The organism is Pseudomonas putida (genome assembly GCF_001636055.1).
Taxonomy (GTDB): domain Bacteria; phylum Pseudomonadota; class Gammaproteobacteria; order Pseudomonadales; family Pseudomonadaceae; genus Aquipseudomonas; species Aquipseudomonas machongensis.
In genome coordinates, this window is sequence record NZ_CP011789.1 from 1494919 (window position 1) to 1516332 (window position 21414).

The 21414-nt window shown below is 57.5% G+C and carries 23 protein-coding genes and 1 pseudogene; 14 read left to right on the forward strand and 10 right to left on the reverse strand.

The genetic code is table 11. From position 1 onward, the window contains the following. Positions 1 to 42: 42 nt before the first annotated feature. The 4 genes and pseudogenes from AB688_RS06820 to AB688_RS06830 form a co-directional block, all read right to left on the reverse strand. On the reverse strand, positions 43 to 1050 hold the full coding sequence (locus AB688_RS06820) for a zinc-binding alcohol dehydrogenase family protein (protein ID WP_063542983.1): 1008 nt from the start codon (positions 1048 to 1050) through the stop codon (positions 43 to 45). A gap of 180 nt (positions 1051 to 1230) precedes the next feature. Beyond that, a pseudogene (locus AB688_RS27130) lies at positions 1231 to 1341 on the reverse strand (carboxymuconolactone decarboxylase family protein); the annotation flags it as partial. A 2-nt stretch (positions 1342 to 1343) separates the two neighbouring features. Then, a complete protein-coding gene (locus AB688_RS06825; protein WP_063542985.1) occupies positions 1344 to 2108 on the reverse strand; it encodes an SDR family oxidoreductase in 765 nt (254 codons plus the stop codon). Positions 2109 to 2133: 25 nt separating this feature from the next. Beyond that, positions 2134 to 2928 (reverse strand): SDR family NAD(P)-dependent oxidoreductase, encoded by a 795-nt coding sequence (locus AB688_RS06830; RefSeq protein ID WP_063542987.1) that lies wholly within the window; start codon positions 2926 to 2928, stop codon positions 2134 to 2136. A 105-nt stretch (positions 2929 to 3033) separates the two neighbouring features. On the opposite strand from AB688_RS06830, the gene AB688_RS06835 reads away from it, so the two are divergent. The 4 genes from AB688_RS06835 (at position 3034) to AB688_RS06850 (ending at position 6962) form a co-directional block, all read left to right on the forward strand. Further along, positions 3034 to 3978: a GlxA family transcriptional regulator gene (locus tag AB688_RS06835; RefSeq protein ID WP_063542989.1), complete on the forward strand. Its 945-nt coding sequence runs from the start codon at positions 3034 to 3036 to the stop codon at positions 3976 to 3978. A gap of 66 nt (positions 3979 to 4044) precedes the next feature. Further along, entirely contained in the window at positions 4045 to 4593 is a 549-nt protein-coding gene (locus AB688_RS06840) for a TetR/AcrR family transcriptional regulator (protein ID WP_063542991.1), read from the forward strand. A gap of 164 nt (positions 4594 to 4757) precedes the next feature. Further along, positions 4758 to 5618 (forward strand): N-acyl homoserine lactonase family protein, encoded by an 861-nt coding sequence (locus tag AB688_RS06845; protein WP_063542993.1) that lies wholly within the window; start codon positions 4758 to 4760, stop codon positions 5616 to 5618. A gap of 123 nt (positions 5619 to 5741) precedes the next feature. Beyond that, positions 5742 to 6962, forward strand: coding sequence for an MFS transporter (locus AB688_RS06850; protein WP_063542995.1), 1221 nt, complete (start codon positions 5742 to 5744; stop codon positions 6960 to 6962). 328 nt (positions 6963 to 7290) lie between these two features. Here AB688_RS06850 and AB688_RS06855 read toward each other — a convergent pair whose 3' ends face one another. Next, positions 7291 to 8232: an aromatic alcohol reductase gene (locus tag AB688_RS06855; RefSeq protein WP_063542997.1), complete on the reverse strand. Its 942-nt coding sequence runs from the start codon at positions 8230 to 8232 to the stop codon at positions 7291 to 7293. A gap of 96 nt (positions 8233 to 8328) precedes the next feature. Between AB688_RS06855 and AB688_RS06860 the strand changes: the two genes are divergently transcribed. From AB688_RS06860 to AB688_RS06870, 3 genes are all read left to right on the forward strand, one after another. Further along, entirely contained in the window at positions 8329 to 8832 is a 504-nt protein-coding gene (locus AB688_RS06860) for a winged helix-turn-helix transcriptional regulator (protein WP_063542999.1), read from the forward strand. Positions 8833 to 9250: 418 nt separating this feature from the next. Then, positions 9251 to 10063: an alpha/beta fold hydrolase gene (locus AB688_RS06865; RefSeq protein WP_063543001.1), complete on the forward strand. Its 813-nt coding sequence runs from the start codon at positions 9251 to 9253 to the stop codon at positions 10061 to 10063. Then, positions 10056 to 11216, forward strand: coding sequence for a PAS domain-containing sensor histidine kinase (locus AB688_RS06870; protein ID WP_063543003.1), 1161 nt, complete (start codon positions 10056 to 10058; stop codon positions 11214 to 11216). Before AB688_RS06865 ends, AB688_RS06870 begins: the two co-directional genes overlap by 8 nt. Before the next feature lie 52 nt (positions 11217 to 11268). On the opposite strand, the gene AB688_RS06875 is transcribed toward AB688_RS06870, so the two are convergent. Continuing rightward, entirely contained in the window at positions 11269 to 11526 is a 258-nt protein-coding gene (locus AB688_RS06875) for a DUF2790 domain-containing protein (protein ID WP_063543005.1), read from the reverse strand. A 573-nt stretch (positions 11527 to 12099) separates the two neighbouring features. On the opposite strand from AB688_RS06875, the gene AB688_RS06880 reads away from it, so the two are divergent. Beyond that, the gene (locus tag AB688_RS06880; RefSeq protein WP_063543007.1) at positions 12100 to 12321 is read left to right on the forward strand and encodes a hypothetical protein; all 222 of its coding nucleotides are present in this window, start codon (positions 12100 to 12102) and stop codon (positions 12319 to 12321) included. Between the two features lie 90 nt (positions 12322 to 12411). Here the strand turns inward: AB688_RS06880 and AB688_RS06885 are convergent, their stop codons facing one another. The 4 genes from AB688_RS06885 to AB688_RS06900 all read right to left on the reverse strand — a co-directional run bounded on the left by AB688_RS06885 (position 12412) and on the right by AB688_RS06900 (position 15836). Further along, complete coding sequence (locus tag AB688_RS06885) at positions 12412 to 12861, reverse strand: hypothetical protein (RefSeq protein ID WP_063543009.1); 450 nt, start codon at positions 12859 to 12861, stop codon at positions 12412 to 12414. A gap of 142 nt (positions 12862 to 13003) precedes the next feature. Beyond that, positions 13004 to 13846, reverse strand: coding sequence for a hypothetical protein (locus tag AB688_RS06890; RefSeq protein WP_063543011.1), 843 nt, complete (start codon positions 13844 to 13846; stop codon positions 13004 to 13006). After that, a complete protein-coding gene (locus AB688_RS06895) occupies positions 13843 to 14751 on the reverse strand; it encodes a hypothetical protein (RefSeq protein ID WP_063543013.1) in 909 nt (302 codons plus the stop codon). The genes AB688_RS06890 and AB688_RS06895 overlap by 4 nt, the downstream gene beginning before the upstream one ends. A gap of 167 nt (positions 14752 to 14918) precedes the next feature. Next, positions 14919 to 15836: a LysR substrate-binding domain-containing protein gene (locus AB688_RS06900; protein WP_063543015.1), complete on the reverse strand. Its 918-nt coding sequence runs from the start codon at positions 15834 to 15836 to the stop codon at positions 14919 to 14921. Between the two features lie 234 nt (positions 15837 to 16070). Between AB688_RS06900 and AB688_RS06905 the strand changes: the two genes are divergently transcribed. The 6 genes from AB688_RS06905 to AB688_RS06930 all read left to right on the forward strand — a co-directional run bounded on the left by AB688_RS06905 (position 16071) and on the right by AB688_RS06930 (position 21389). Next, the gene (locus tag AB688_RS06905; RefSeq protein ID WP_081255202.1) at positions 16071 to 16916 is read left to right on the forward strand and encodes a transporter substrate-binding domain-containing protein; all 846 of its coding nucleotides are present in this window, start codon (positions 16071 to 16073) and stop codon (positions 16914 to 16916) included. Between the two features lie 12 nt (positions 16917 to 16928). Then, a complete protein-coding gene (locus AB688_RS06910; protein WP_063543017.1) occupies positions 16929 to 17591 on the forward strand; it encodes an amino acid ABC transporter permease in 663 nt (220 codons plus the stop codon). A 7-nt stretch (positions 17592 to 17598) separates the two neighbouring features. Continuing rightward, positions 17599 to 18318, forward strand: coding sequence for an amino acid ABC transporter permease (locus AB688_RS06915; RefSeq protein WP_063543019.1), 720 nt, complete (start codon positions 17599 to 17601; stop codon positions 18316 to 18318). Beyond that, entirely contained in the window at positions 18288 to 19790 is a 1503-nt protein-coding gene (argH, locus tag AB688_RS06920; protein WP_063543021.1) for an argininosuccinate lyase, read from the forward strand. The genes AB688_RS06915 and argH overlap by 31 nt, the downstream gene beginning before the upstream one ends. Beyond that, the gene (locus AB688_RS06925) at positions 19787 to 20527 is read left to right on the forward strand and encodes an amino acid ABC transporter ATP-binding protein (protein WP_063543023.1); all 741 of its coding nucleotides are present in this window, start codon (positions 19787 to 19789) and stop codon (positions 20525 to 20527) included. Before argH ends, AB688_RS06925 begins: the two co-directional genes overlap by 4 nt. Positions 20528 to 20615: 88 nt before the next feature. Continuing rightward, positions 20616 to 21389, forward strand: a complete 774-nt coding sequence (locus tag AB688_RS06930; RefSeq protein WP_063543025.1) for an amino acid ABC transporter ATP-binding protein — start codon at positions 20616 to 20618, stop codon at positions 21387 to 21389. Positions 21390 to 21414: the final 25 nt, after the last annotated feature.

Sequence of the window (21414 nt, forward strand, 5' to 3'; positions counted from 1 at the left end):
GAAGAAAGCTTTCATATGCTTGTCCTTGAGCGTATCAGCGGGTTAGAAGCCTTCGAGAACGATCTTGCCTTTGGCTTTACCGCTCTCGATCAGAGCATGGGCGCGCTTCAGGTTATCTGAGCCGATTTTGCCGAAGTGTTCCCCAATGGTGGTCTGGATGACGCCGTTATCGACCAGCTCGGAAATTCTGTTCAGCAACTCATGCTGTTTGATCATGTCTGCGGTTTGATACAGAGAGCGCGTAAACATGAGTTCCCAATGCAGCGAAAGCGATTTGCGCTTGAGTGGCATGACGTCCAGTTGTGCTGGGTCATCAATCAGCGCCAGTTTGCCTTGCGGGCGAAGCACCTCAACGATCTGGTGCAGGTAGGTTTCGGTGTGGGTCAGGCTGATAACGTAGTCGACCGGGTTGAGTTTCAGGTTTTCAAGCTGCAGCGGGATCGAGGCGGAGTGATCAATCACATGGTGGGCGCCCAGTTCTTGTACCCAAGACTGGGTCTCTGGCCGCGACGCTGTACCGATGACGGTGAGTTGGGTAAGTTTGCGTGCCAGCTGGACCAGGATCGAGCCAACCCCGCCACCGGCGCCGATGACCAGCAGGCTTTGTCCTTTACCACCGTTCTCCTGAACGCCCAGTCGATCGAACAACAGCTCCCAGGCAGTAATGGAGGTCAGCGGCAAGGCTGCGGTACTGGCATTGTCCAGGCTACGTGGTTTTTGGCCGACGATGCGCTCATCCACCAAGTGAAATTCGCTGTAGCTACCTGGACGATCGATCGCGCCGGCGTAAAAAACTTCGTCGCCAACTTTGAACAGTGAAACGTCGCTGCCTACTTCACGGACGACACCAACGGTATCCCAACCCAGCACTTGGACCTCTTGGCTGGTACTGCGGGCTCGCACCTTCGTATCTACCGGGTTCACCGCAATCGCCTTCACTTCGACAAGCAGATCTCGAGCACCTGGGGTGGGCTTCGGCAGGTCCGTTTCGAACAGGGAACGAGCGTTTTGGATCGGCAAACCAGCTTCTTGGAAAACTACGGCTTTCATATGAGGTTGTCCTTTACAGGTCAGAGAGTGATGTCAGGCTAACTCCCTTCGTAAGCCTCAAAAACTAGCTAACCCGAGGAAGACTTTCGCCGTTTCGCTGAAGGTTGAGGCGATCAGCCATTCACGGAATGGCTGATCGTTTTAGGAGGCGCGCACACGTCGCTTAAGTTAGGCGTCCGATCAGATCGCTTTCGGTGGGAAATCGATATCTGTTTTCGCCACGTTGTTCAGGTAGCTCGTCAATGTCAGCAGCGAGACCTGCGCGATGACATCGACGATTTTTGCATCGCTGTTCAGGCGACAGGGATAGGGTTTGCGGCCAGTGCCTCGTTGAACTGGTTGATCAGTTCATGCTCGTTTGGCCCTTGGTTGGCTCGTATTGGTACGACGCGGTCAACCAGGACTTCGGTTGTCGCTGTCTCCAGTTTTTCCAGGGTCTCTTGAATGAATTCGTCCAGCGGCATGGCGCGTTCATCACCACTTTTGTGAATCAGATCGGTGTCGACCCATGGCGGTGCGATTTCCAGAACCTTGACGCTGGTATCGCGCAGGGCAAAACGTTGCGATAGTGAGTAGGAGTGAATCGCCGCTTTGGTCGCTGAATAGAGGGCTGTCGCGGCCAGTGGCAGATAGGCCAGTACCGAGCTGTTGTTGATGATGTAGGCATCGGGTTGGCGCTTGAGATGTTCTACAAACGCTGCGCTAACACGCACCGGGCCCAGCAGGTTGGTTTGCAGCAGCCCTACCGCCTGCTCATCGTCATAATCGCCAGAGCCTGGGTTGTCGAAAGGCATGATGCCGGCATTGTTGATGATGACGTTCAGCGAGGGATGGCGACGGATAACCTCTTGTGCGACATCCTTGATCTGCTGGGGATCATTGATATCAAGCTGAACGGTGTCGATGCCGGGATTGGAGCTGGCGATTTCATCCAGCAGCGATTGGCGTCGGCCCGCGATGATGACTTTGTTTCCACGCTGGTGGAACGCTTCGGCCAGAGCGCGGCCGATGCCCGAGGTGCCGCCAGTAATGAAGATGGTGTTCGCGCTAGTTTTCATGATTTGTATCCTTTCAATTGATTGATTAAACGCCGTAACGCGGAGCGAGTTTGTTGCTGGAGAGATGTCCGAACAGCGCCTTGCGGCTGCTTTCGTACAGCTCGAAATGCTGTATGTCCTGCATGGAGGGGATGGAGATCAGGACACCGTTGTCGAAGTCTTGAAGGGCGCCATCCACCAGATCGGTTGCTGACATCACGATGTTGGGATCAAGGTTCTCGACGGGCAGTCCCCCGATTTCCCAGAAATCGGTAGCCGTAGCTCCTGGCAGTACCGCCTGAATCTTGATGCCCTGTTCTGTCAGCTCCTTGTGCAGCGACTGAGTGAAGGCCGTGACGTAGGCTTTGCTTGCGCCATACACGCCATTCAGAATTTCCGGTGCCAGGCTGACGATTGATGAGATATTGATGATTGCGCCCTGTTGGCGAGCGATGAAGCCCGGAACTGCGGCGTAGGTCAGTCGAGTGAGTGCCGTGACGTTGAGGCTAATCATCTCGGCCATTCGCTCCACATCGCTGTCCAGCAAACGGGTGTGAGTACCGATGCCTGCGTTGTTAACCAACAGATTGATGCTGGCGTCTTCGCGCAATTTGCGTTCCACTCGCGCCAGGTCCGCTGCGTTGGCCAGGTCTGCGGGGAAGACTTCAACGCTCTGCTGAGTCTCGTTGGTGATGCGGCTCGCAAGAGCGTTCAGGCGATCACGATTGCGGGCGACCAGAATCAGGTCATAACCACGTTGAGCCAGGCGGTCTGCGAAAATTGCGCCGATGCCGGTGGATGCGCCTGTGATCAGGGCGGTGCCTTTGTATTCCTGAGTCATGGTCCAGCTCCGTTGTTTGGGTGTGGAGCCATGATGCAAAAAAATAGATTTGTCTTAAACGACGCATATGGTCATGTTTTAGGACGTCGCAATCGGAGCACGGTTATGCATCGAATCGGCTACTTGGTCACGGATGGATTTCAGGTGATGTCTCTGGCCACCCAGGCGGTTTTTGAATTCGCGAACATGGTCGCGGGCGAGCCTGTGTACCGGATTCAGAACTACTCGGTGTCAGGAGGGACCATTCGATCATCCTTGGGTATGCACATCGATACGCTGGCTTTGGATGATCCAGGGCTTGCAGATAGCTGGATGATCACAGGGACACTCACTCCGCTTACGCCTCCCGCTGCAGAGGTTCTGTCCAGCGTGCAGGGATTTGCCCAGAGCTCTAGGCGCATCGCGGGCATCTGCACAGGAGCGTTCGTCTTAGCTCAAGCGGGTGTCCTCGATAACCGACGTGCGACTACTCATTGGGCATATGCCAAGACTCTTCAAAGCATGCACCCGAGCATTGAGGTGGAAGAGGATCGAATCTTCATTGTGGACGGCCCTGTTTGGACCTCTGCAGGAATGACCGCGGGCCTCGACATGGCATTGGGGATGGTGGAGAAGGATTTGGGAACGGAGCTTGCGAAATCGGTGGCCCATAAGCTCGTGATGCACCAACGCCGATCAGGAGGGCAGTCTCAGCACTCTGAATTGCTTGCTCTGGCGCCCAAGTCTGATCGCATTCAGAGCGCTTTGGATTATGCACGTAAGCATTTGAACAGGGCACTGAGTGTTGAAGAGCTCGCGGAAGTTGTTCATCTGAGCCCAAGGCAATTCACGCGCGTCTTCACTGCCGAAACCGGTCAATCACCTGCGAAAGCGGTGGAGAGTCTACGACTAGAGGCAGCTCGGCTAATGATCGAGCAGAGTCGCCATAGCCTGGACACGGTAGCAAGGGAAACCGGGTTCAGGGATCGTCGACACATGCTCGAGGTCTTCATCCGAGGTTTTGGGGTTCCCCCGCAAGCAGTTCGCCGCGATGCTAGGCGAGTCGGATAGAAATCGCTTTTCTATCCAACCGAACGGTTCGATACTGGGATCATGTCGACCGTTTAGGTACCGAAAATGGGACGCCCTCGAAAATTCAATCGTGAGACGGTTCTGGAGAAGGCACTGCCCGTGTTCTGGCAGTACGGCTACTCCGGCACCTCTCTTCATCATCTTGAGCAGGCTACGGGCGTGAATAAGTCAGGCCTGTATTCAGAATTCAAGGATAAGGATGATCTGTTTCTGAGCGCTTTGGCGTATTACTACGCAAACCGCGGAGCACCAGAAATCCTGACTGCTCAGCCGCAAGGATGGGCAAATATCGAGCGTTTTCTTCGGCTTGGCGACCCTCAAGATAACGGGTGTATGGGCTGCTTTTCGGTCAATGCGCTACGTGAGTTTCCCGTGCTTTCCGATCAGGTCCGTCAACTGCTCGTGGATTGTCATCGTCGCCTGCTCCCGCAAATCGCTGACAACGTAAGGGCTGAGAAGACCCGACTGGCTCCAGAGATTGTTGCGGACATCATCATGGTGTTTTTCTCTGGGGTGTGCGTTGAAAGCTGCTTGCCTGCTGATGGGACTGGCGATCGGGTCAGCCACTTCATGGAAGCGTTGCGGGCTCTCTGAGCAACACCTATCACCTTTTTGAACCGAATGGTTTTTTTCTCTTGCGCCTGAGTTTGGGTCGCCCTATATTGAACCGATCGGTTCTTAATGGGGCAGTGCAAGACGGTACTTACCCGTCCTGACGGTCTGTCTTAACCCAAGCGTCGCCTGCAAGGAGAATCACCATGGCACTGAAGATCCATCCTATTAACCTCGGAAACATGCAGATGGATTCGAGCGGTCTGGTCATGTTCCGGAACCCCGGCGAGCACGTCACCATCCCGGTTCTGGGTTTTCTTATTACTGGAGGGGAGGAACCGATCCTGGTCGATACGGGGTCACGCAATGCCCAGCAGTATGAAGAATATGGACTGACGTACGAAGTGACGCCGCAAATGACGCTTGAATACCATCTGGCCCAGCATGGGTTGCGGATGAAAGACATCCGGCACATCGTCCACACGCATGCTCATATCGATCATGTCGGCATGACTGATCTCTTCCCGATGGCGACTACTGTCGGCATCTCCCGTCGTGAGCTGGAGTTCGCTGCATCCGGCATCATGGGACCGCTCATGTACACCGCGGCTGATACCAAGCATTTGATTGATCGTCTCCACACTCGAGGCGCAATTCGCCTGTTCGATGTCGACGGCACGTTCGAAGAAGAGGTTATCCCTGGCGTAGCAGTTCGACTGTCAGGGGGACACACGCCAGGCTCGATATCGGTCCTGGTCGAAACTGACGAAGGAATGGCGAATATCTGCGGCGACATCGCCTATGACATCCACGACCAATTGATTGAGCCCATTCTCGATCAAGCGTCCCATGAGCCGACGATTACAGCGAATCGTGCCATGTCCACACTGGATGAAAAGAGAGCTCTCAAGAGGGCGCTTGCAGACAGCAAATTCCTGCTTCCAAGTCACGACGCCCCTGCCTTGATCAAGGGCGGAAAAGTCGTAGGGCGTATGCTCGATGCGATTTCTAATCCACAAGCTGACGCTACAAAAGCGATCAACTATTCGCTTTTGGCTTCAGTGTGACGCATGGCTTTCATCACCTTTGCACGCGCTCGCCCTTGGCGAGCCGTGCGCTTCGGGACGGGAACACTGGTATTTGCGATGGGCGTATGCCTGTTGATCAACCGCTTACTGTGAGCACAAGTCATGGACCAGATTCTGATAACCCCTGGAATAAGCATTGCCAATGACGACAAGCAGCGTCTTGGCCCGCGGACTCGTTTTGGGCTGCTTGCTTCCATCACAGTGACTTTCCTGGCTGGATCCAGCGTACCTACGCCGTTGTATCCGATCTATCAGGACCAGTGGCATTTCACTGCGATGGGCATCAGCTTTATCTTCAGTATTTATGCCATATCAGTACTCGCCGGACTGCTAGTGTTTGGACGGCTGTCCGACTATGTCGGTCGTCGATCAGTACTGTTGTGGACGACTGTTTTGCAATTGGTGGCCATGTACATGCTGGGTGTCGCTGATGGCTTCACGGATCTAGTGCTTGGCAGGCTGATTCAAGGCGTGTCGACAGGAGCTGCTGTTCCAGCGGTAGGCGCAGCCTTGATTGACCTCAACCACAAGCGCGGCGCGGTCGTGAATGCCCTCACTCCTGCCATCGGCAGCGCTGTTGGCGCTCTGATGGGTAGCGTATTCGCACAGGCATTACCGTACCCCACTCATACCGTGTTCGCGGCGCTAGCTTTTATTTTGGCCATTCAGGGCGTTGGTCTACTCATCATGAGGGATGTCCGCGCAAGAATACCTGGGGCCGCCCGGTCACTGATGCCTCAATTCAGCATACCCGTGCATGTGCGCGGACCAATGATCATTGCATCGTCGCTGTTCGTTGCTGGCTGGGCTGTCGCCGGTTTTTTTGCTTCGATGGGGCCACGGCTAATTGAGCAGCTCTTTGCGCTACCCGCGTCATGGGCAGGAGGATTGGTGTTGGCGGCTTTCGCTGGAAGTGGGGTCGCTGCTATCGGGACATTCGTTAATCGGTCAATGCATACCCTCTCCTGGATTGGTGCACTGGGGCTGCTGACCGGTATGGCTATGGTCTTGGCCTCATTGATCACCGGTTCGCTCACACCCTTTATCTTTGGCGTTGTGATTTCCGGAGCTGGCTTTGGTGCTGGTTTTCAGGGTGGCATCAGACTGGTTTTATCCAAGTCACGTGCCGAGGAGGTCGCGGGTGTATTGTCCGTCGTCTTCCTCTGTTGCTACCTCGGTATGGGTGTTCCGGCGATGATCGCTGGGTACGCGGTAGCTAGCGGATACGGCGTCTTCGATACCGCAATAGTCTTCGCCATTCTGGTAATGAGTCTTTCATTCGTAGCGGTTTACAGGATGATGAATGGTGGCGGTAAGGTATGACGCTAGTAGAAAATTAGAAAAGGCCACATTAAGTGGCCTTTTCTATGTGCAGCTTCTGGTTAGCGACTCCGCGACGAATGCCCCGATGTGCCTGGCAGTGGCGATGGGGTATTGCATGTGGGGGCCGTGCCCGGCATTCGGCAAGCTGAGTTCTACGGGAAATACCGGGTTCTCCGGAGCGTCGCCGAGTTGCTCTGCGGCCCAGGCAGTTGGCACCTGCGGACGAATTCAGTCCCTTTCGTGTTGGTACGACTCCTGGCTCCCGCACCAGGCCCACCCTTTCACCCTCCCAGGCGCATCTCCGAACTTCCTCACCTTCTGTTAGCGCTTAGCTTCCTTGAAGGTTGGCGCGAGCCCACTGCTCGGCGGTCGTGACGTGAATCGCCTGCTGTTCATTAAAGGTGCCCGCTTTCGGCCAGGCCACGCCTCGGCCCTGGGCAAACACGGCCCGGTACTTCTTGATGTGATGAGTCGGGTCTTTTTCCAGTTCGTCCATCAGATACGGAACCGTCCATTCGTTACGTTTGAAAGGTCGTCCAAGGACACGTTCGAGCAGCCCAGCAACTTCATCGTAAGTAACCGTGTCGCCCGAGAGGTATACGATTTCGTTGCGCAAGCGGGGCTCGAAGAAAACGATTTCTGCTGTCAGCGCTCCGATGTCATCGGGTGTGGTGAGGGTGACGCTGTTATCCAGCCCGCCCAGCGCGTTCACCGTGTCATTCTCGAAGTCCACCACTTCGAAAATGGGCTCAAACATGAAGCTGGTGAACATCCCCGTCGAGATGATGACCCACTCAGTCTTGTCTTGAGCCCTCAGCAACTCGCGGACGTCAAGCTGGGCATCGAAAAGGTCCTGCGGGCTTCCGCGTCCAATCACCTCAAAATCCACGCCGAACTGCCACGGAAAATAGCGCTTGACGCCGGATTTCAGAGCCGCAGTGGCAAGCTTCATCGGAGTTTCTCGGCCTGCAACCATCCCCGCGCAGCCAATGACGGTATCGAATTGAGCGAATACCGCCGCAAGCTGGTCGATGGAGTCGCTCACCAGATCGGCAGCGACCATCTGAATGCCGAGGCTACGAAGCTCATCGATTTCGGCCTTTTTTGCCGGGACTTGGGTGTTGATGGTGGATTCGCGCAGTAGCACGCTGACCGTTGAGCCTGGGGCTCGTTCTGCAACCCGAGCAAGGTTGCGAAGCACGGGCAGCCCAAGCTCTCCTGCGCCTAATACGAGGATCGATTGAGGGGTTGGCTGGGTGGTATGGGTCATGATTTGTCCTGGTTGAAGTTGCCTGTAAGATGGACAAATGCTTGCACGACTATGCAGCGCTCGTAAGAAGGCACACGCGTGATACCAGGGGGAAGCATGGCCGATCATGAAGCTTTGAGGCAGGCTCAAGCCATCTGCCAGACGCTCAGAGAGGATGACGATGGGGTCAGGCGTGAGGTACTTGCACATGCGGGCAGTCGCTGGTCTCTGGGCATTCTGCATGCGCTAGGTGTCTACGGCACGATGCGCCACGCCGATATCAAACGGCAGTTGCGTGGCATTACACAGCGCATGCTGACCAAGACACTGCGATCACTTGAGCGGGATGGCTTGGTCAGCCGACACGAGTTCCAAGAGATTCCGCCCCGTGTTGAATATGACCTGACTGCGCTGGGGATGCAGCTGCTTGTCCGCATGTCGCCTATTTGGACGTGGGTGGTTGAAAACGTGGAGCAGATCCGCGAGGCCCGCCACAGGTTCGACAGTCAGGACGGAAAGACACCGTTCTGGCAAGAGCCCGTTCCGATGCCTGCAAGTTCGGTTACTGGCTATGACAGCCCGCTGATAGAGCAGGCTATAACAGCGAAGAGAGACAAATGATTGTTGCGGAACACATCGAGAGTTCACCTCGAAAGTGTCTGGTCCGCGATACCCTCATGGCGGCTAACGCTTCCGCTTACATCGCCCACAGCCACCTCCTGTCCACATGGCGGCGCTTAGCGCTGTAACCTGTAGATCGGACCTGTGCTCGATCAACAAGCAGATCGAGCACCTGAATTTGGTCTTCATCGGAACCCGCCCGTCTCGAAATCTGCTCGAACAGCGCCTCGTTCAATAATCCGCGGGCTATGTCCAGGCGTATCGCGTATGGTGGCCCACGTGTGCCTGTGCTGGCACAACAGTCACGTTCAACCGCTGCGCAAACCACAGTCGCACCCCGCTTGTCCCATGACTCACCTAATCTTTCGGAAGATTGGGCGGTCAGTCGCTGCTAATAGCCAACTACCCCAGGATTTTTATGACCCTGCAGAAGCGTAACAATGTGCATATTGCTGGGGACGGAGGGGCAACCTTGATCCTGGCGCATGGGTTTGGCTGTGACCAGAGCATGTGGCGGTTGCTGGTGCCACATTTCGCCAAGAGCTTTCGCGTTGTCACCTACGATCTGACCGGCGCCGGGCAGTCTGACCTGGGGGCTTACGATCATGGCAGGCACGCGTCGCTGTGGGGGCACGCAGCGGATCTTAACGAGATCATCAACGAATTTGCGAAAGGCCCCGTGATCCTGGTCGGGCACTCGGTCAGCGCGATGATCTGTGCCTTGGCCACTGTGCAGTCGCCAGAGCGGATTGCTGCGCTGGTGATGATCGGCGGGTCGCCTTGCTACGTCGACAAGGGTGACTACACCGGCGGATTCTCGCCGGATGAAGTGCTGCAAATGCTGGCCACCATCGACGACAATTATCTCGGCTGGGCCGGGACCATGGCGCCTGTCTTGATGGGGGCACCGGGGCAGCCGGGGCTTCACGAAGAGCTGCTGGAAAACTTTGCCCGCACCAACGCCTTTATCGCCAGGCATTTTGCCCGTGTGATTTTCCTGTCCGATCACCGGCAGGACATTTGCGGGCTGTCGACACCCACGTTGATCCTGCAATGTCCCGGCGACGTGGTCGTGCCAATGGGGGTTGGCGATTATCTGCATCGCGTGCTGCCCAACAGTCAGTTGAGCATCATCAACAACATCGGCCATTACCCGCAGTTGAGCGCACCCAGTGCATGCACGGCTGCAATGGATGTTTTCTTCGTAGAACGTGGGTTCAGTGATGGATGACGCCGTGCAGTTGTTCACAGCATCGTATTTCGAGAATGCCCCGTGCGGACTGGTTGTCATGGCCGTGGATGGCGCCATCATCCGCGCCAACCAGACGTTCTGCGATTGGCTGGGATACGACTCGACGCTGATGCACGCGTGCAGTTTCGACCAGTTGCTGACGGTGGCTGGGCGTGTGTTCCAAAGCACACACTGGAAGCCATTGATGGACATGCAGGGCTCTGTTGCGGAGGTTAAGGTCGACCTGCAACACCGCAATGGAACAGCTGTTGCCATGTTGCTGAATGGTGTACGGCAGGCAAGTGAAGACGGTGTCGTCTACCAGTTGGCGTTGTTCGGCATTAGCCAGCGAGACCGCAATGAGCGGGGGATATTCTTGGCAATGCAGCGCGCCGAGGAACTGCTGGCGCAGAAGGCCGCTGCCGAATCGGCTTTGCAGCGTGCCCAAGTCGAGTTGGCCGCAGCCTATGAGGATGTGCAACATCGGGCACTGCTGGCTGAACGAATGGTCGCTGTGGCTAGCCATGACCTGAAGAATCCGATGACGGCCATCAAGATGGCTACAGATTTGCTTGCACGCGATGTCCAATCCGACCGGGGGCGTCGCCTGCTGGGCAGCATTGGCACTTCTGCCGAAAGAGCGCAGCGCATGATCGTCGATCTTCTGGATTTCGCGTCGATCAAACTCGGGCAGGGCATCGGCATCCGTCGCCAACAAGTTGATCTTCTGAAGGCCATGGACCAATCCGTGAGTGAGCTCAGGATTGTTTTTGGCGATGCAAGCATTCGTCATCTATCTCGCGGGCAAGGGACATTCGAGGTGGACCAGGACAGGTTGCAGCAGATGATCGGTAACCTGGTCGCCAACAGTGCGGCATATGGGGACCTTCGCTATCCCATCACGCTCACTACTGAGTTCTGCGGCAACGGTGTGGTTTTGGGCGTTCACAACCACGGCCCTGCCATCGCCGAGGAACTGGTGCCGAAGTTATTCGAGCCGATGACGCGTGGTAGCGACCGGCAAGATGCGCTGCGTTCGCTCGGGCTTGGTTTGTTCATCGTCAAGCAGATCGCCGAAGCCCATGGTGGCCGGGTCACCGTGACGTCCAACCCAATCTATGGCACCACTTTCATCATCCACTTGCCCTATTGATCTGGTAGCACTGCTGCACATTCCTTCATGGATTCAGCATCACCCCAAAGCCTCAGTCGTCAGTCAAACCTTTCCCCATCGCGGTGTATTCAAGCGTATGCCGCTGGCCTTTGGAGTCTTCGTAGATCATGCGCGCGGGTACCAATTCGCGCACGTCGGGCACTTCGCTCACGGAGATCACTCGGGCAATGTCCAGGTGCTGCGAGTAGTTGTACCGCTCAACCGGCGGCTGCTTGAAATCCTGCGCCACTTCATTGGCCATTGCCGTGCTGCAAAGGCCGCCAAACACCAATGCCACTAACGCTTTCATTTTCAAGTTACCTGTCTGTCGTGAGGGGGCTTGCGGCGCCGCGAGCGCCGAGTTGCACCCAGTGTTCTGCAGGCGGATTAGTTGAGGGTTAACAGACCAGGGGCGACGTCTCAACGCGTATGTCGGACTGTTCCCAAAATGCGGCTCACGACTTCTTCTGGCTTCGCCGCGCCTTGCACTGATGCCCCGTTAGGCATAAATTCCCCCAGTCGCGGCAACCTCCGCGACCGGGTTTGGCGACCCGTACGAAAAGGCGCATCGGCGCCCCGATCACGATTGCAGGCGCTTTTTTTGTGTCCGCAGTTTCGTGCAATGGCGGCTGTGCGTGGGAGACCTTCGGGTCTGCCGGGTTCCTTTTCCTCGGTTCGCCAACCTGCGTACAGCTGCCACCCAATCGTTTGGCGACGATTGACGTGGTGCTTCAACTGAAAAGGATCTCATGCATGCTTATCGCTATCCCTTACAGGATCCTCGCATCCGCTCTCCGCCGCTTGTCGCCGACTCCGGTATCTCGACCTCATCGCATTTTTCCTATCCACAGTCAGTCCACCCGCGACCTGAGACAGGTGTCCCATGACTGATCACGAGCGCCTTTCCACAATCCAATCCTATGCCTGGACCCTAGAACTCCTGGGCGAGGCACTGGCTCAATACGATGAACTGCTTGAGTGTGAGCACAACCCGCAGTTGAGCGGTCGAGGTGCGGCGGGGATTCATCAGGCCATCCGCATCATCGGCCGGATGACGGCGGAGGAGTGTGGGAGGTTGATTGATTTGGCGGGGGAGGCGGGGTAGCTGTTGGATGTGTTGTTGGCCCTCGACAGCAGGGGCCGCTTTGCGGCCCTTTCGCGGCACGAGGCCGCTCCCACACGGATTGGGTTTGAGCTACCGACGGAGCTTTTCATAGGCGATCCATTCCTCGCGCATTCGCCGTATTACTTGAAGCCTTTTGCACATTTGGCGATAGCGACGGCTGTTGTAGCAGGCGAGGGCCGAGGCGGCCGAGAGCATGCCCACCAACGAAAACAACTCTAATCCAGGCTTGAAGTAGCTTATGCAGTTGGCTGCAAGGCATATCATCAATACCCCTACAATCCACCATGTGAATTTTCCTCTGCCACGGATTACCGAGTACTGAGCGCACCCCAGCGCCGTCGTGCCCAACATCAGCAGCGTAAAGGAGTACTCAAGGTAGTTTGGATGCTTGCGAAAGTAGACATCTGCTATGGCGCCTGCTCCCGTAGAGATGGCAATAATTGCCAGCAACATTGCCAGCGCAAGGATTGGGAAAAATCGTTTGAGGAAAGTCCCCAAACAAAAGGTAAGGAACATCATTCACCGACGTCCTCGATCAACGTTACTGCAAGATTTTCGATCATGCCGTTTCCTATGATGCCGACTCCGCTGTTGATGGACTCACCAAGCATTGCTGAGTCGCACTACGTGGCTGGGTTGAAGAATTGTCTATCTCTCACGATCAGCGACGGATCGCCTGCTCTATGGCTTTGATCGTTTCGGGTCTGATGCCCTGGGGTGCGGTGACTTCGATTCTCGGTGGACTTCGCACTGGTGCTACCGGTGTCGCCTGTGCCGCTTTGGCTTTGGCCGCTGCGCGGGCCTGTGATTCGGCCCGTTCGAGGGCGCGTTGGTGGCCGGTCCAAATTTGTGCTACCACCAGGACTGCCACAAATAGGAGTGTACGGACATTGCTTCTGCGAACGTGGCGCTGCCAATTCCGGATGTCACTGGCCTGTATCGTGATTACCTCCGAAGGCGGATCGATGGTCTTTTTATCTGCTTCGGAGTTGCCGGGACCGCTGTGCGGCCCTTTCGCGACACGAGGCCGCCCCCACACTGATTGGGTTTTAACTATCGACGTGAATTTTCCATCCGCGATCCATCTCTCGCGCATTCGCCGGATTACTTGAAGTCTTTTGCACATTTGTCGATAGCGGCGGCTGTTGTAGCAGGCGAGGGCCGCTGCGGCAGAGAGCATTCCCAGCAGCGAGGCCCACTTCACTCCAGGTTGGAAATATCCTCTTGCGCAAGCTAACAGAGTAATAATTAGTATTGCCATTATCCACTCTGTGGCTCCTCGTCTACCGCGAATTACCGCGTATTGAGCGCCTACCAGCACTACAGCGCACAACATCATTATGGAATCGGCATATTCGAGTCGGTTGGGATGTGTGGGGAAGTAGGTTTTGATAACCACTACGCCGAACATCGAAATGGCCATTAGTGTAAACAGCATCCCAAGAATTTTTATGGGAACGAAGCGTTTGTAAAATTTGCTCCAGGAGAGGCTGAAAAACATCATTCGCTGACCTCCTCAAACAATGTTATTGCGAGGTTTTGAATAATTCCGTTGCCAACAACGCCTATGCCGATATTGAGGGACTCACCAATGAGCGCAGTGGTCATTTTACGGAGTTGGGCTGGTGTAAAGCGTTTAGGAAGCAGGCCGAGTCGCCGCCTGAGTTTCAGTTGCTTTTGAGTGAGAGATGGATGCTTGATTGAGAGAATCTCAGTCATCAGTTTGCGTCTTTGCTGGCGACTCAGGCCACTGCTGGATGCGAACCATCCCCGGCCGGTTGCGCGTTTGTGTATCTGAAGGTACTTGATGGTACTGAGAGAGGCGCTGGCGATTCCTAACAGGGATATTACGTCTAGCAATGGGGAGATAATCTGGAACCAGGTTTGGGGTTCATTTGATTCATTTTCTCCGGGCTGCTCCGGCTCCAGACCAATCCGTCGGAGGCCAGCGAAACATTGGCCTGCCGATGCGACTACTGCAGCAGCGTTAGTCACGCTGATCACAATGCCTGCGCCGCCAGTGAAAACACTCACCGCGCCGCCTGACACCATCAGTACCACCCCAATGATCGCCCCCGTACACGCCAACCCAGTATTCCAAACATCCGAAATCAACCGAGCCTGCCGCGGATCCTTCACCTGTTGCTCAAGATACTGCTCAGCCGTAACGGACCTAGGCAGCTCCTGCAGCACCACCCTCTTCGGCAGCACGCTACAAACAGGCTGAAACGCCCGCAAGGTAATCGCGTTGTAATGAGTATCGACATAAACCACCCCCGCCCCAACGATGGCGGGATCGCGGTCGATTGCGGCATACAGCTTCTGAAGATCGATCGCACTTTCGATCCGCTCTCGGGCGAAAGGCTTGAACGGGTTGCCACCTAATTCCGTGATGGGCGGGCGAGGCATGACGGGTCCTGAGCGGGGCGTCAGGAGAGACCGTTGGGTCAGCCGCTAGCCCGCGAGTGAGGGACTCGCGAGCATAAGAATGCGGCATTGGTGGGTATGTCGGACTGGTCCGAAACAGCTGTCGGAGGTGGCTTGTATCGGTTTCTCGGTATTCGCAGAGACAGGGCCTAGCCCGAACGCTTACCCTCGAAACTCACCTGCGCCGCCTCCTTCAGCATTTCCCCCGCCAACACCCGGAACCTCTGGGTCAGCAGATTTTCAGGACGGTCGGATGACAGCAGCAAGTAGGTATAAAAACGTAATTCCGGTGTAAACGGTCGAATGTCGATACCGGTATGCAAGTACTCGGTCGCCACCAGCGGGCTGACCACGCTGATCCCTAGGCCCCGGCCTACCAGCGAGCACACCGTGGCGGCGTGCGTGGCGTCCAGATTCAGCACGCGTGGGTCTTCTTCGGCAAAGAGGCGGTCGAGCCGCGTGCGAGAGCCGTCCGTGTGGGAAAGCGAGATGAACTCCTCGCCCTTGAGGTCCGCCGAGGTCACCACGTCCAAGGCGCTGAGGCGATGCCCCCTGGGGAAGATGCACACGCCGGGCACGTCGCAGATGATTTCGGAATGCACCCCGGCCATGTCTTCGGCCACGTAGGACACCAGGCACACATCGCAGAAACGCGTGGCTGCCCAGTGGGCCACGTTCGGAGAGTCATTGGTGTGGATGGAAATGTGGACGTGCGGGTTCTGCTGGCGAAAGCGCTGGATGATGGCCGGTAGCAGGCCGTGAGTCAGGGAGGGCACTGCACCGATGCGCAACCGGCCAGTGCCGCCACGCTTGAGGTTCTGCGCGGAGGTTTCCAGGCTTTGCAGCCCGATGAAGGCACGCTCCACGTCGGCGAAGAACTGTGCACCTTCGTCGGTAGGCACCAATCGGCCACCCACCCTCTCGAACAATTTGAAGCCATTGGTCCGTTCGAGTTGCGCGATCAGGCGGCTGACGTTCGGCTGCGAGGTATGCAACGCCTGTGCAGCGGCCGTCATTGAGCCGCTGAGCATCACTGCCCGAAAAGTCTCGATCTGCTTGAAGTTCATGGCCATATCATTTCTGCATGATGGGTTGACGTATTGTCATTTGATTGCATGGTTCGGAAATTTTATAACTAGAACCACATCGACGTCTGCCCCGACGCAGCGCGATGCACGTCGAGCACATAACGGCAAAAACACAACAAAGCCGGTGCTCCAGCCACTTTTCAGTTCTGCCCTTGTACTCATCGTTTCGCCGCACGCTTGTGCGGCGATGCAGCCAGGTAATCAGGAGGCATCATGTCGTTCTCGTATAAGAAACTAAGCGCTGCACTGGCAGTGTCGTGCATGTCGTTGGTGGCGGTGTCCGCTGCTCAAGCCGTCGATATGCCCGCCGTGCCTGCAGCTATCAAAGAGGCGGGCCACCTGCGTGTTGGCGTGCGCTGCGACCAGCCGCCCTATGGCTACCAAGACGAAAAGGGCGACTTCGCTGGCGTCGAGGTGGAAATGGCAAAACAAGTGTCGTTGTGGGCCCTGGGCGCCAAGGACAAGGTTAGCTTTACCTGCGTCACCGCGGAAAACCGCGTGCCGCAACTGCTGGGCCGCAAGGTGGACTTCCTGATCGCAACCCTCGGCGTCACCCCCGAGCGTCAACGCGTGATCGACTTCACCACGCCCTACCGCTGGGGCGCGAGTGATGTGGTTGTCAAGAAAGACAGCCCGGTGCAGAAAATTTCCGATCTCAAGGGCAAGACGCTAGCCACCCTCAAAGGCTCGGTGCAGGCCAAGTGGTTCGAAGACCACATGCCTGATGTGAAGACCCTGCGCATGAACAGCGCCGCCGATGCCTTGCAGGCCTTCCGTCAGGGCCGGGCCGATGCCTACACCCACGACGCCGCCACTCTGGTGGTGGTTGCCGACAATGACAAGGATGCCCGCCGAATCGGCGAACCGTTCCAGATCTCCGATGCCGCCATCGGGGTGCGCAAGAACGACGAGCAGTGGCGCGACTATCTGAACGCTGCGGTACTGCGTATGCGCGAAGAGCACCTGTTCCGCGGCTGGGTCGAGCAGTTCGTGCCGCAGAATATCCAAAGCTATTACATCAGTGTCTTCGAGCAGGCCAAACCTGCCGAAACGCTCTGACCGGCCGCCATCATGAGTTTCGACATCCATTACTTGATGGCGCAGTGGCCCGCGTTGCTTGACGGTGTGTTGATGACACTGAAGATCACGGCGTTGGCCATCCTCTTCTCGCTGTTGATCGGTGTGCTGGGCGGCGCGGTGCGGGTCATGAAGGTGCCGGTGCTGTCGCAGGCCGTGGTGTTGTATGTAGAACTGATCCGCAATACGCCGATCCTGGTGCAGCTGTTCTTCATCTTCTACGGCTTACCCGCCGTAGGCCTGGGGTTGTCATTGTTCTGGTCGGGGGTGCTGTGCCTGTCGATCTGGGCAGGGGCTTACCAGATCGAAAATATCCGCGGTGGCCTGGCTACCGTGGAGCGCGGCATGCGTGAGGCGAGCCTGGCCCTGAGCCTCACGCCGGTGCAGTACTTCGCGCTGGTGGCCCTGCCGATCGCTTTTCGCACCAGCCTGCCCGCGATGCTCAATACCGCGATCTCGCTGCTGAAGAACTCCTCGTACTTGCAGGCCATCGGCTTGGCGGAGTTGACCTTCGTTGCGGTGGACCGAATCGCCACGGATTTTCGCGCCATCGAGATGTTCACGGCCATTTGCGTCATGTACCTGGTGCTGGTGGGTGTGCTGGCGCTGTTGACGGGGCGCTTGTCTGCCCACCTGCAGCGACCTTTCAGGCAGTGAGGCGACCATGAACTTCATTCTCGAAAACTGGGGCTTTGTTTCCAAAGGGTTGTTGATGACCCTGCGCCTGGCGCTGGTGGTGCTGTTGTTCACCACGCTGATCTCGGCCGTGCTAGGCGTGCTGGCCACGGTCAGGAACCGCGTGCTGTGGTGGACCATCCATGCCTATGTGGAGCTGTTTCGCTCCATTCCATTGATCGTCAACGTGTTCTTCATCTTCTTCGGTGCGCCGATGCTTGGCCTGGACCTGAGCCCGTTCGCTGCGGTCACCGTGGGCTTGACCTTATGGGGCAGCGCCAACGGCATCGAGATCGTGCGCGGCGGGCTGGAATCGGTGTCCCGACATCAGTGGAAAAGCGCTTGGGCCTTGGGCCTGCGCCCGTGGCAGATCTACCTGCACGTGATCGTGCCGCAGTCGATGAAAGCCATTCTGCCGGCCTACACCGGGCTGCTGACCATCTTGGTACAAGCCACGTCGCTGGGCGCACTGGTAGGGGTAGGCGAATTCCTCAAGGTCGGCCAGATCATCATCGAGCGCGAAACCGTCATGACCGGTGTCAGCCCGGCATTCACCGTCTACGGCGTTGTGCTGCTCGTGTACTTCGTCATCTGTTCGGCTCTCACCTGGCTTAGCCGCTATCTCGAACGTCGTCTGGGCCGCCCGGCGGTACGTACTTCTATTGGAGAGGTTTCAAAATGCAAGAATCCAAAGTCAGTCGGCGCCTGAAGGAAAGCACCGCACCGGAAGTCAACGAGTACATCTATCGCCCGCGCCTTGAAGGCTTCGCCAGTGGTTTTGCGAACCTTGGCAACGTCAACAAGGCGCACATCCTGATGCTTGCCGAACAGGGCCTGATTCGCGGTGAACACGCCAGTGTGCTGGCCAAGGGTGTGCTGGACATGGAGCAGGCAGGGCCGGATGCGGTCGAGCTGGACCCATCCCGCGAAGACGCCTATTTCAACTACGAAGCGCACCTGATCGAGCAGATCGGTGCCGACATCGGCGGCCGCCTGCACACCGGCCGCAGCCGTAACGACATCCTCGCTACGCTGGATCGTCTGCGGTGCCGCGACCTGCTGATGGACCTGATCGACGAATTGATGACTGTGCGTGCAACGGCCATTCGCTGCGCCGAGATGTACGCCGAAGTGGTGATGCCCGGCTACACCCACCTGCAACCGGCGCAGCCGATCACCTACGGTTATTACTTGAGCGCGGTGGAGCAGGCACTGGAGCGAGACAGCAAGCGCCTGGTCCAGACCCTGGAATCCATGAACCAGTGCCCACTCGGCGCGGCCGCTTTCGCCGGTACGCCGTTCGACATCGACCGCTCGCGTACCGCCGAGTTGCTCGGCTTCGACGGTTACCTGGACAACGCGCTGGATGCCATCGGCTCGCGGGACTTCCTGTTCGAAAGCCTGTCGCACCTGAGCAACCTGGCGGTGTTCTGGAGCCGCGTCGCGCAGGACTACTTCGTCTGGAGCACCAATGAGTTCAACCTCATCGACTTCCCCGACAGTGTCGCCGCCACGTCCAGCATCATGCCGCAAAAGAAAAACCCGACCGTGCTGGAATACCTCAAGGGCCGAAGTGGACACATCGTCGGCTTGATGATGGGGGCCAGCGTTACGATCAAAGGCACCAACTTCTCGCACACTGGCGATGCCAACCGCGAAGGCACGCGTGGCTTCTGGGAAGCTGCCGAGGAAAGCCTGCGCTGCCTGAAACTGCTGGACCTGGTGTTGCGTACCGCGACGCCGAATATCGACCTGGCGGTGCGCCGTGCCGGTGAAGATTTCTCCACGGCCACGGGCCTGGCCGACCTGATGGTCCGTGAAGTCGACCTGTCGTTTCGCGAAGCTCACCACGTGGTCGGCGGTGTGGTGCGCATGGCCATGGATCAGGGCCTGCTGGCGAACCAGATCACCACGCAGATGGTCGATGCCTGCGCCATCGAGCAACTGGGCCATGCACTGAACCTGCCCGAGCAGAAAGTGCGCGACTGTCTGGACCCGGTCAGCAACGTGCAAGGGCGTACCTCCGCCGGCGGCCCCTCGCTGGCTTCGCTGAGGCCGAGCCTGGCGCGCGCCAGCGAGCGGTTGACCACAGAGCGCGCCGCCAACCAGCAGCGCCGCGAGCGACTGAGCGCGGCTCACCTCAATCTGCAAGCCCTGACACGGGCACAGGCGGGCTTATGAGCACGATCCTGACGGTGCGCGACCTGCACAAAAGCTTTGGCCAGCACCAGGTGGTCAAGGGCGTGGACATGGAGGTTCGCCAAGGCGAAGTGGTGGTCATCATCGGCCCTAGCGGCTCGGGCAAGTCCACCTTCATTCGCTGCCTCAACAGCCTGGAGGAGCCGTCCTTGGGGACGGTGGTTATCGGCAGTGGCGACTCGGCCAACGCCGGTGACCGCAAGGCCCTGGCCAAGTTGCGTGAAGAGGTGGGCATGGTGTTCCAGGATTACACACTGTTTCCGCACATGACGGTGCTAGCGAACATGATGCTTGCGCCGGTGAAGCTCAAACGCTCGACCAGGCAGCAAGCACAGACTCACGCGCTGGCGTTGCTCGATCGGGTCGGCCTGCGGCACAAGGCCGAGCATTATCCGGCGCAGCTGTCAGGCGGCCAGCAACAGCGAGTAGCGATCGTTCGGGCGTTGGCCATGAGGCCCAAGTTGATGCTGTTCGACGAGCCCACCTCTGCGCTGGACCCGGAAACCGTCGGCGATGTGCTGAATGTGATGAAGGGCTTGGCCGCCGAAGGCATGACCATGATTGTCGTGACCCACGAAATGGGCTTTGCCCGCGAAGTGGCCGACCGGGTGGTGTTCTTCGACGGCGGCAAGATCATCGAGATGGGCCCGCCATCGGAGGTGTTCAGCGCACCGAAGGAGCCGCGCACCCGGCAGTTCCTGGAAAGCGTCCTGCACTGATCCATACTGCATCTTCACACCCTTTTCCCACAACGGATGTGCGCCTGCCCTCAGGAAGGCGCGCCCGAGCTCCGGCAAGGAGTTTCAAATGAGTGAAGCGATCCGCAACCCCCTGGATTCACCAGGTCCACAGACCATGATCCAGATGGAAGGCGTCAACAAGTGGTACGGCAGTTTCCAGGTCCTCAAGAACATCAACCTCACCGTGCATCAGGGTGAACGCATTGTGCTGTGCGGCCCCTCGGGCTCGGGAAAATCGACCACCATTCGTTGCCTGAACCGCCTTGAGGATCACCAGGAAGGCCGGATCATGGTCCAAGGCACTGAGCTGACCCGTGACCTCCGGCAGATCGAAACCATCCGCCGTGAAGTCGGCATGGTGTTCCAGCACTTCAATCTTTTCCCGCACCTGACCATCCTGCAGAACTGCACGCTCGCACCGATCTGGGCGCGCAAGATGTCTCGTCGACGCGCCGAGGAAGTGGCGATGCATTACCTGGAAAGGGTGCGCATTCCGGAGCAGGCCCACAAATTCCCCGGCCAGCTGTCCGGTGGACAGCAACAACGCGTCGCGATCGCGCGGGCGCTGTGCATGAAGCCCAAGATCATGCTGTTCGACGAACCGACCTCGGCGCTGGATCCGGAAATGGTCAAGGAAGTGCTCGACACCATGGTCAGCCTTGCGCAAGACGGCATGACCATGCTCTGCGTGACGCATGAAATGGGCTTCGCTCGTACCGTGGCGCACCGGGTGGTGTTCATGGACCAGGGCGAGATCGTCGAGCAGGCTACGCCGCAGGCGTTCTTCGAAAGCCCGCAGAATGAGCGGAGCCGATTGTTCTTGAGCCAGGTGCTGCATTGATCCAGGGTTGTTGACGGAAGAGGCC

Bases quoted from the DNA above. Each gene is read 5' to 3' on its own strand.
- AB688_RS06900 (WP_063543015.1), bottom strand. From the start codon at position 15,836: ATGAACTTCAAGCAGATCGAGACTTTTCGGGCAGTGATGCTCAGCGGC.
- AB688_RS06885 (WP_063543009.1), bottom strand. From the start codon at position 12,861: ATGATGTTCCTTACCTTTTGTTTGGGGACTTTCCTCAAACGATTTTTC.
- AB688_RS06855 (WP_063542997.1), bottom strand. From the start codon at position 8,232: ATGACCCATACCACCCAGCCAACCCCTCAATCGATCCTCGTATTAGGC.
- AB688_RS06910 (WP_063543017.1), top strand. From the start codon at position 16,929: ATGAGTTTCGACATCCATTACTTGATGGCGCAGTGGCCCGCGTTGCTT.
- AB688_RS06860 (WP_063542999.1), top strand. From the start codon at position 8,329: ATGGCCGATCATGAAGCTTTGAGGCAGGCTCAAGCCATCTGCCAGACG.
- AB688_RS06835 (WP_063542989.1), top strand. From the start codon at position 3,034: ATGCATCGAATCGGCTACTTGGTCACGGATGGATTTCAGGTGATGTCT.
- AB688_RS06895 (WP_063543013.1), bottom strand. From the start codon at position 14,751: ATGCCTCGCCCGCCCATCACGGAATTAGGTGGCAACCCGTTCAAGCCT.
- AB688_RS06925 (WP_063543023.1), top strand. From the start codon at position 19,787: ATGAGCACGATCCTGACGGTGCGCGACCTGCACAAAAGCTTTGGCCAG.
- AB688_RS06865 (WP_063543001.1), top strand. From the start codon at position 9,251: ATGACCCTGCAGAAGCGTAACAATGTGCATATTGCTGGGGACGGAGGG.
- argH (WP_063543021.1), top strand. From the start codon at position 18,288: ATGCAAGAATCCAAAGTCAGTCGGCGCCTGAAGGAAAGCACCGCACCG.
- AB688_RS06915 (WP_063543019.1), top strand. From the start codon at position 17,599: ATGAACTTCATTCTCGAAAACTGGGGCTTTGTTTCCAAAGGGTTGTTG.
- AB688_RS06890 (WP_063543011.1), bottom strand. From the start codon at position 13,846: ATGATGTTTTTCAGCCTCTCCTGGAGCAAATTTTACAAACGCTTCGTT.
- AB688_RS06870 (WP_063543003.1), top strand. From the start codon at position 10,056: ATGGATGACGCCGTGCAGTTGTTCACAGCATCGTATTTCGAGAATGCC.
- AB688_RS06905 (WP_081255202.1), top strand. From the start codon at position 16,071: ATGTCGTTCTCGTATAAGAAACTAAGCGCTGCACTGGCAGTGTCGTGC.
- AB688_RS06825 (WP_063542985.1), bottom strand. From the start codon at position 2,108: ATGAAAACTAGCGCGAACACCATCTTCATTACTGGCGGCACCTCGGGC.
- AB688_RS06830 (WP_063542987.1), bottom strand. From the start codon at position 2,928: ATGACTCAGGAATACAAAGGCACCGCCCTGATCACAGGCGCATCCACC.
- AB688_RS06875 (WP_063543005.1), bottom strand. From the start codon at position 11,526: ATGAAAGCGTTAGTGGCATTGGTGTTTGGCGGCCTTTGCAGCACGGCA.
- AB688_RS06845 (WP_063542993.1), top strand. From the start codon at position 4,758: ATGGCACTGAAGATCCATCCTATTAACCTCGGAAACATGCAGATGGAT.
- AB688_RS06840 (WP_063542991.1), top strand. From the start codon at position 4,045: ATGGGACGCCCTCGAAAATTCAATCGTGAGACGGTTCTGGAGAAGGCA.
- AB688_RS06850 (WP_063542995.1), top strand. From the start codon at position 5,742: ATGGACCAGATTCTGATAACCCCTGGAATAAGCATTGCCAATGACGAC.
- AB688_RS06930 (WP_063543025.1), top strand. From the start codon at position 20,616: ATGAGTGAAGCGATCCGCAACCCCCTGGATTCACCAGGTCCACAGACC.
- AB688_RS06880 (WP_063543007.1), top strand. From the start codon at position 12,100: ATGACTGATCACGAGCGCCTTTCCACAATCCAATCCTATGCCTGGACC.
- AB688_RS06820 (WP_063542983.1), bottom strand. From the start codon at position 1,050: ATGAAAGCCGTAGTTTTCCAAGAAGCTGGTTTGCCGATCCAAAACGCT.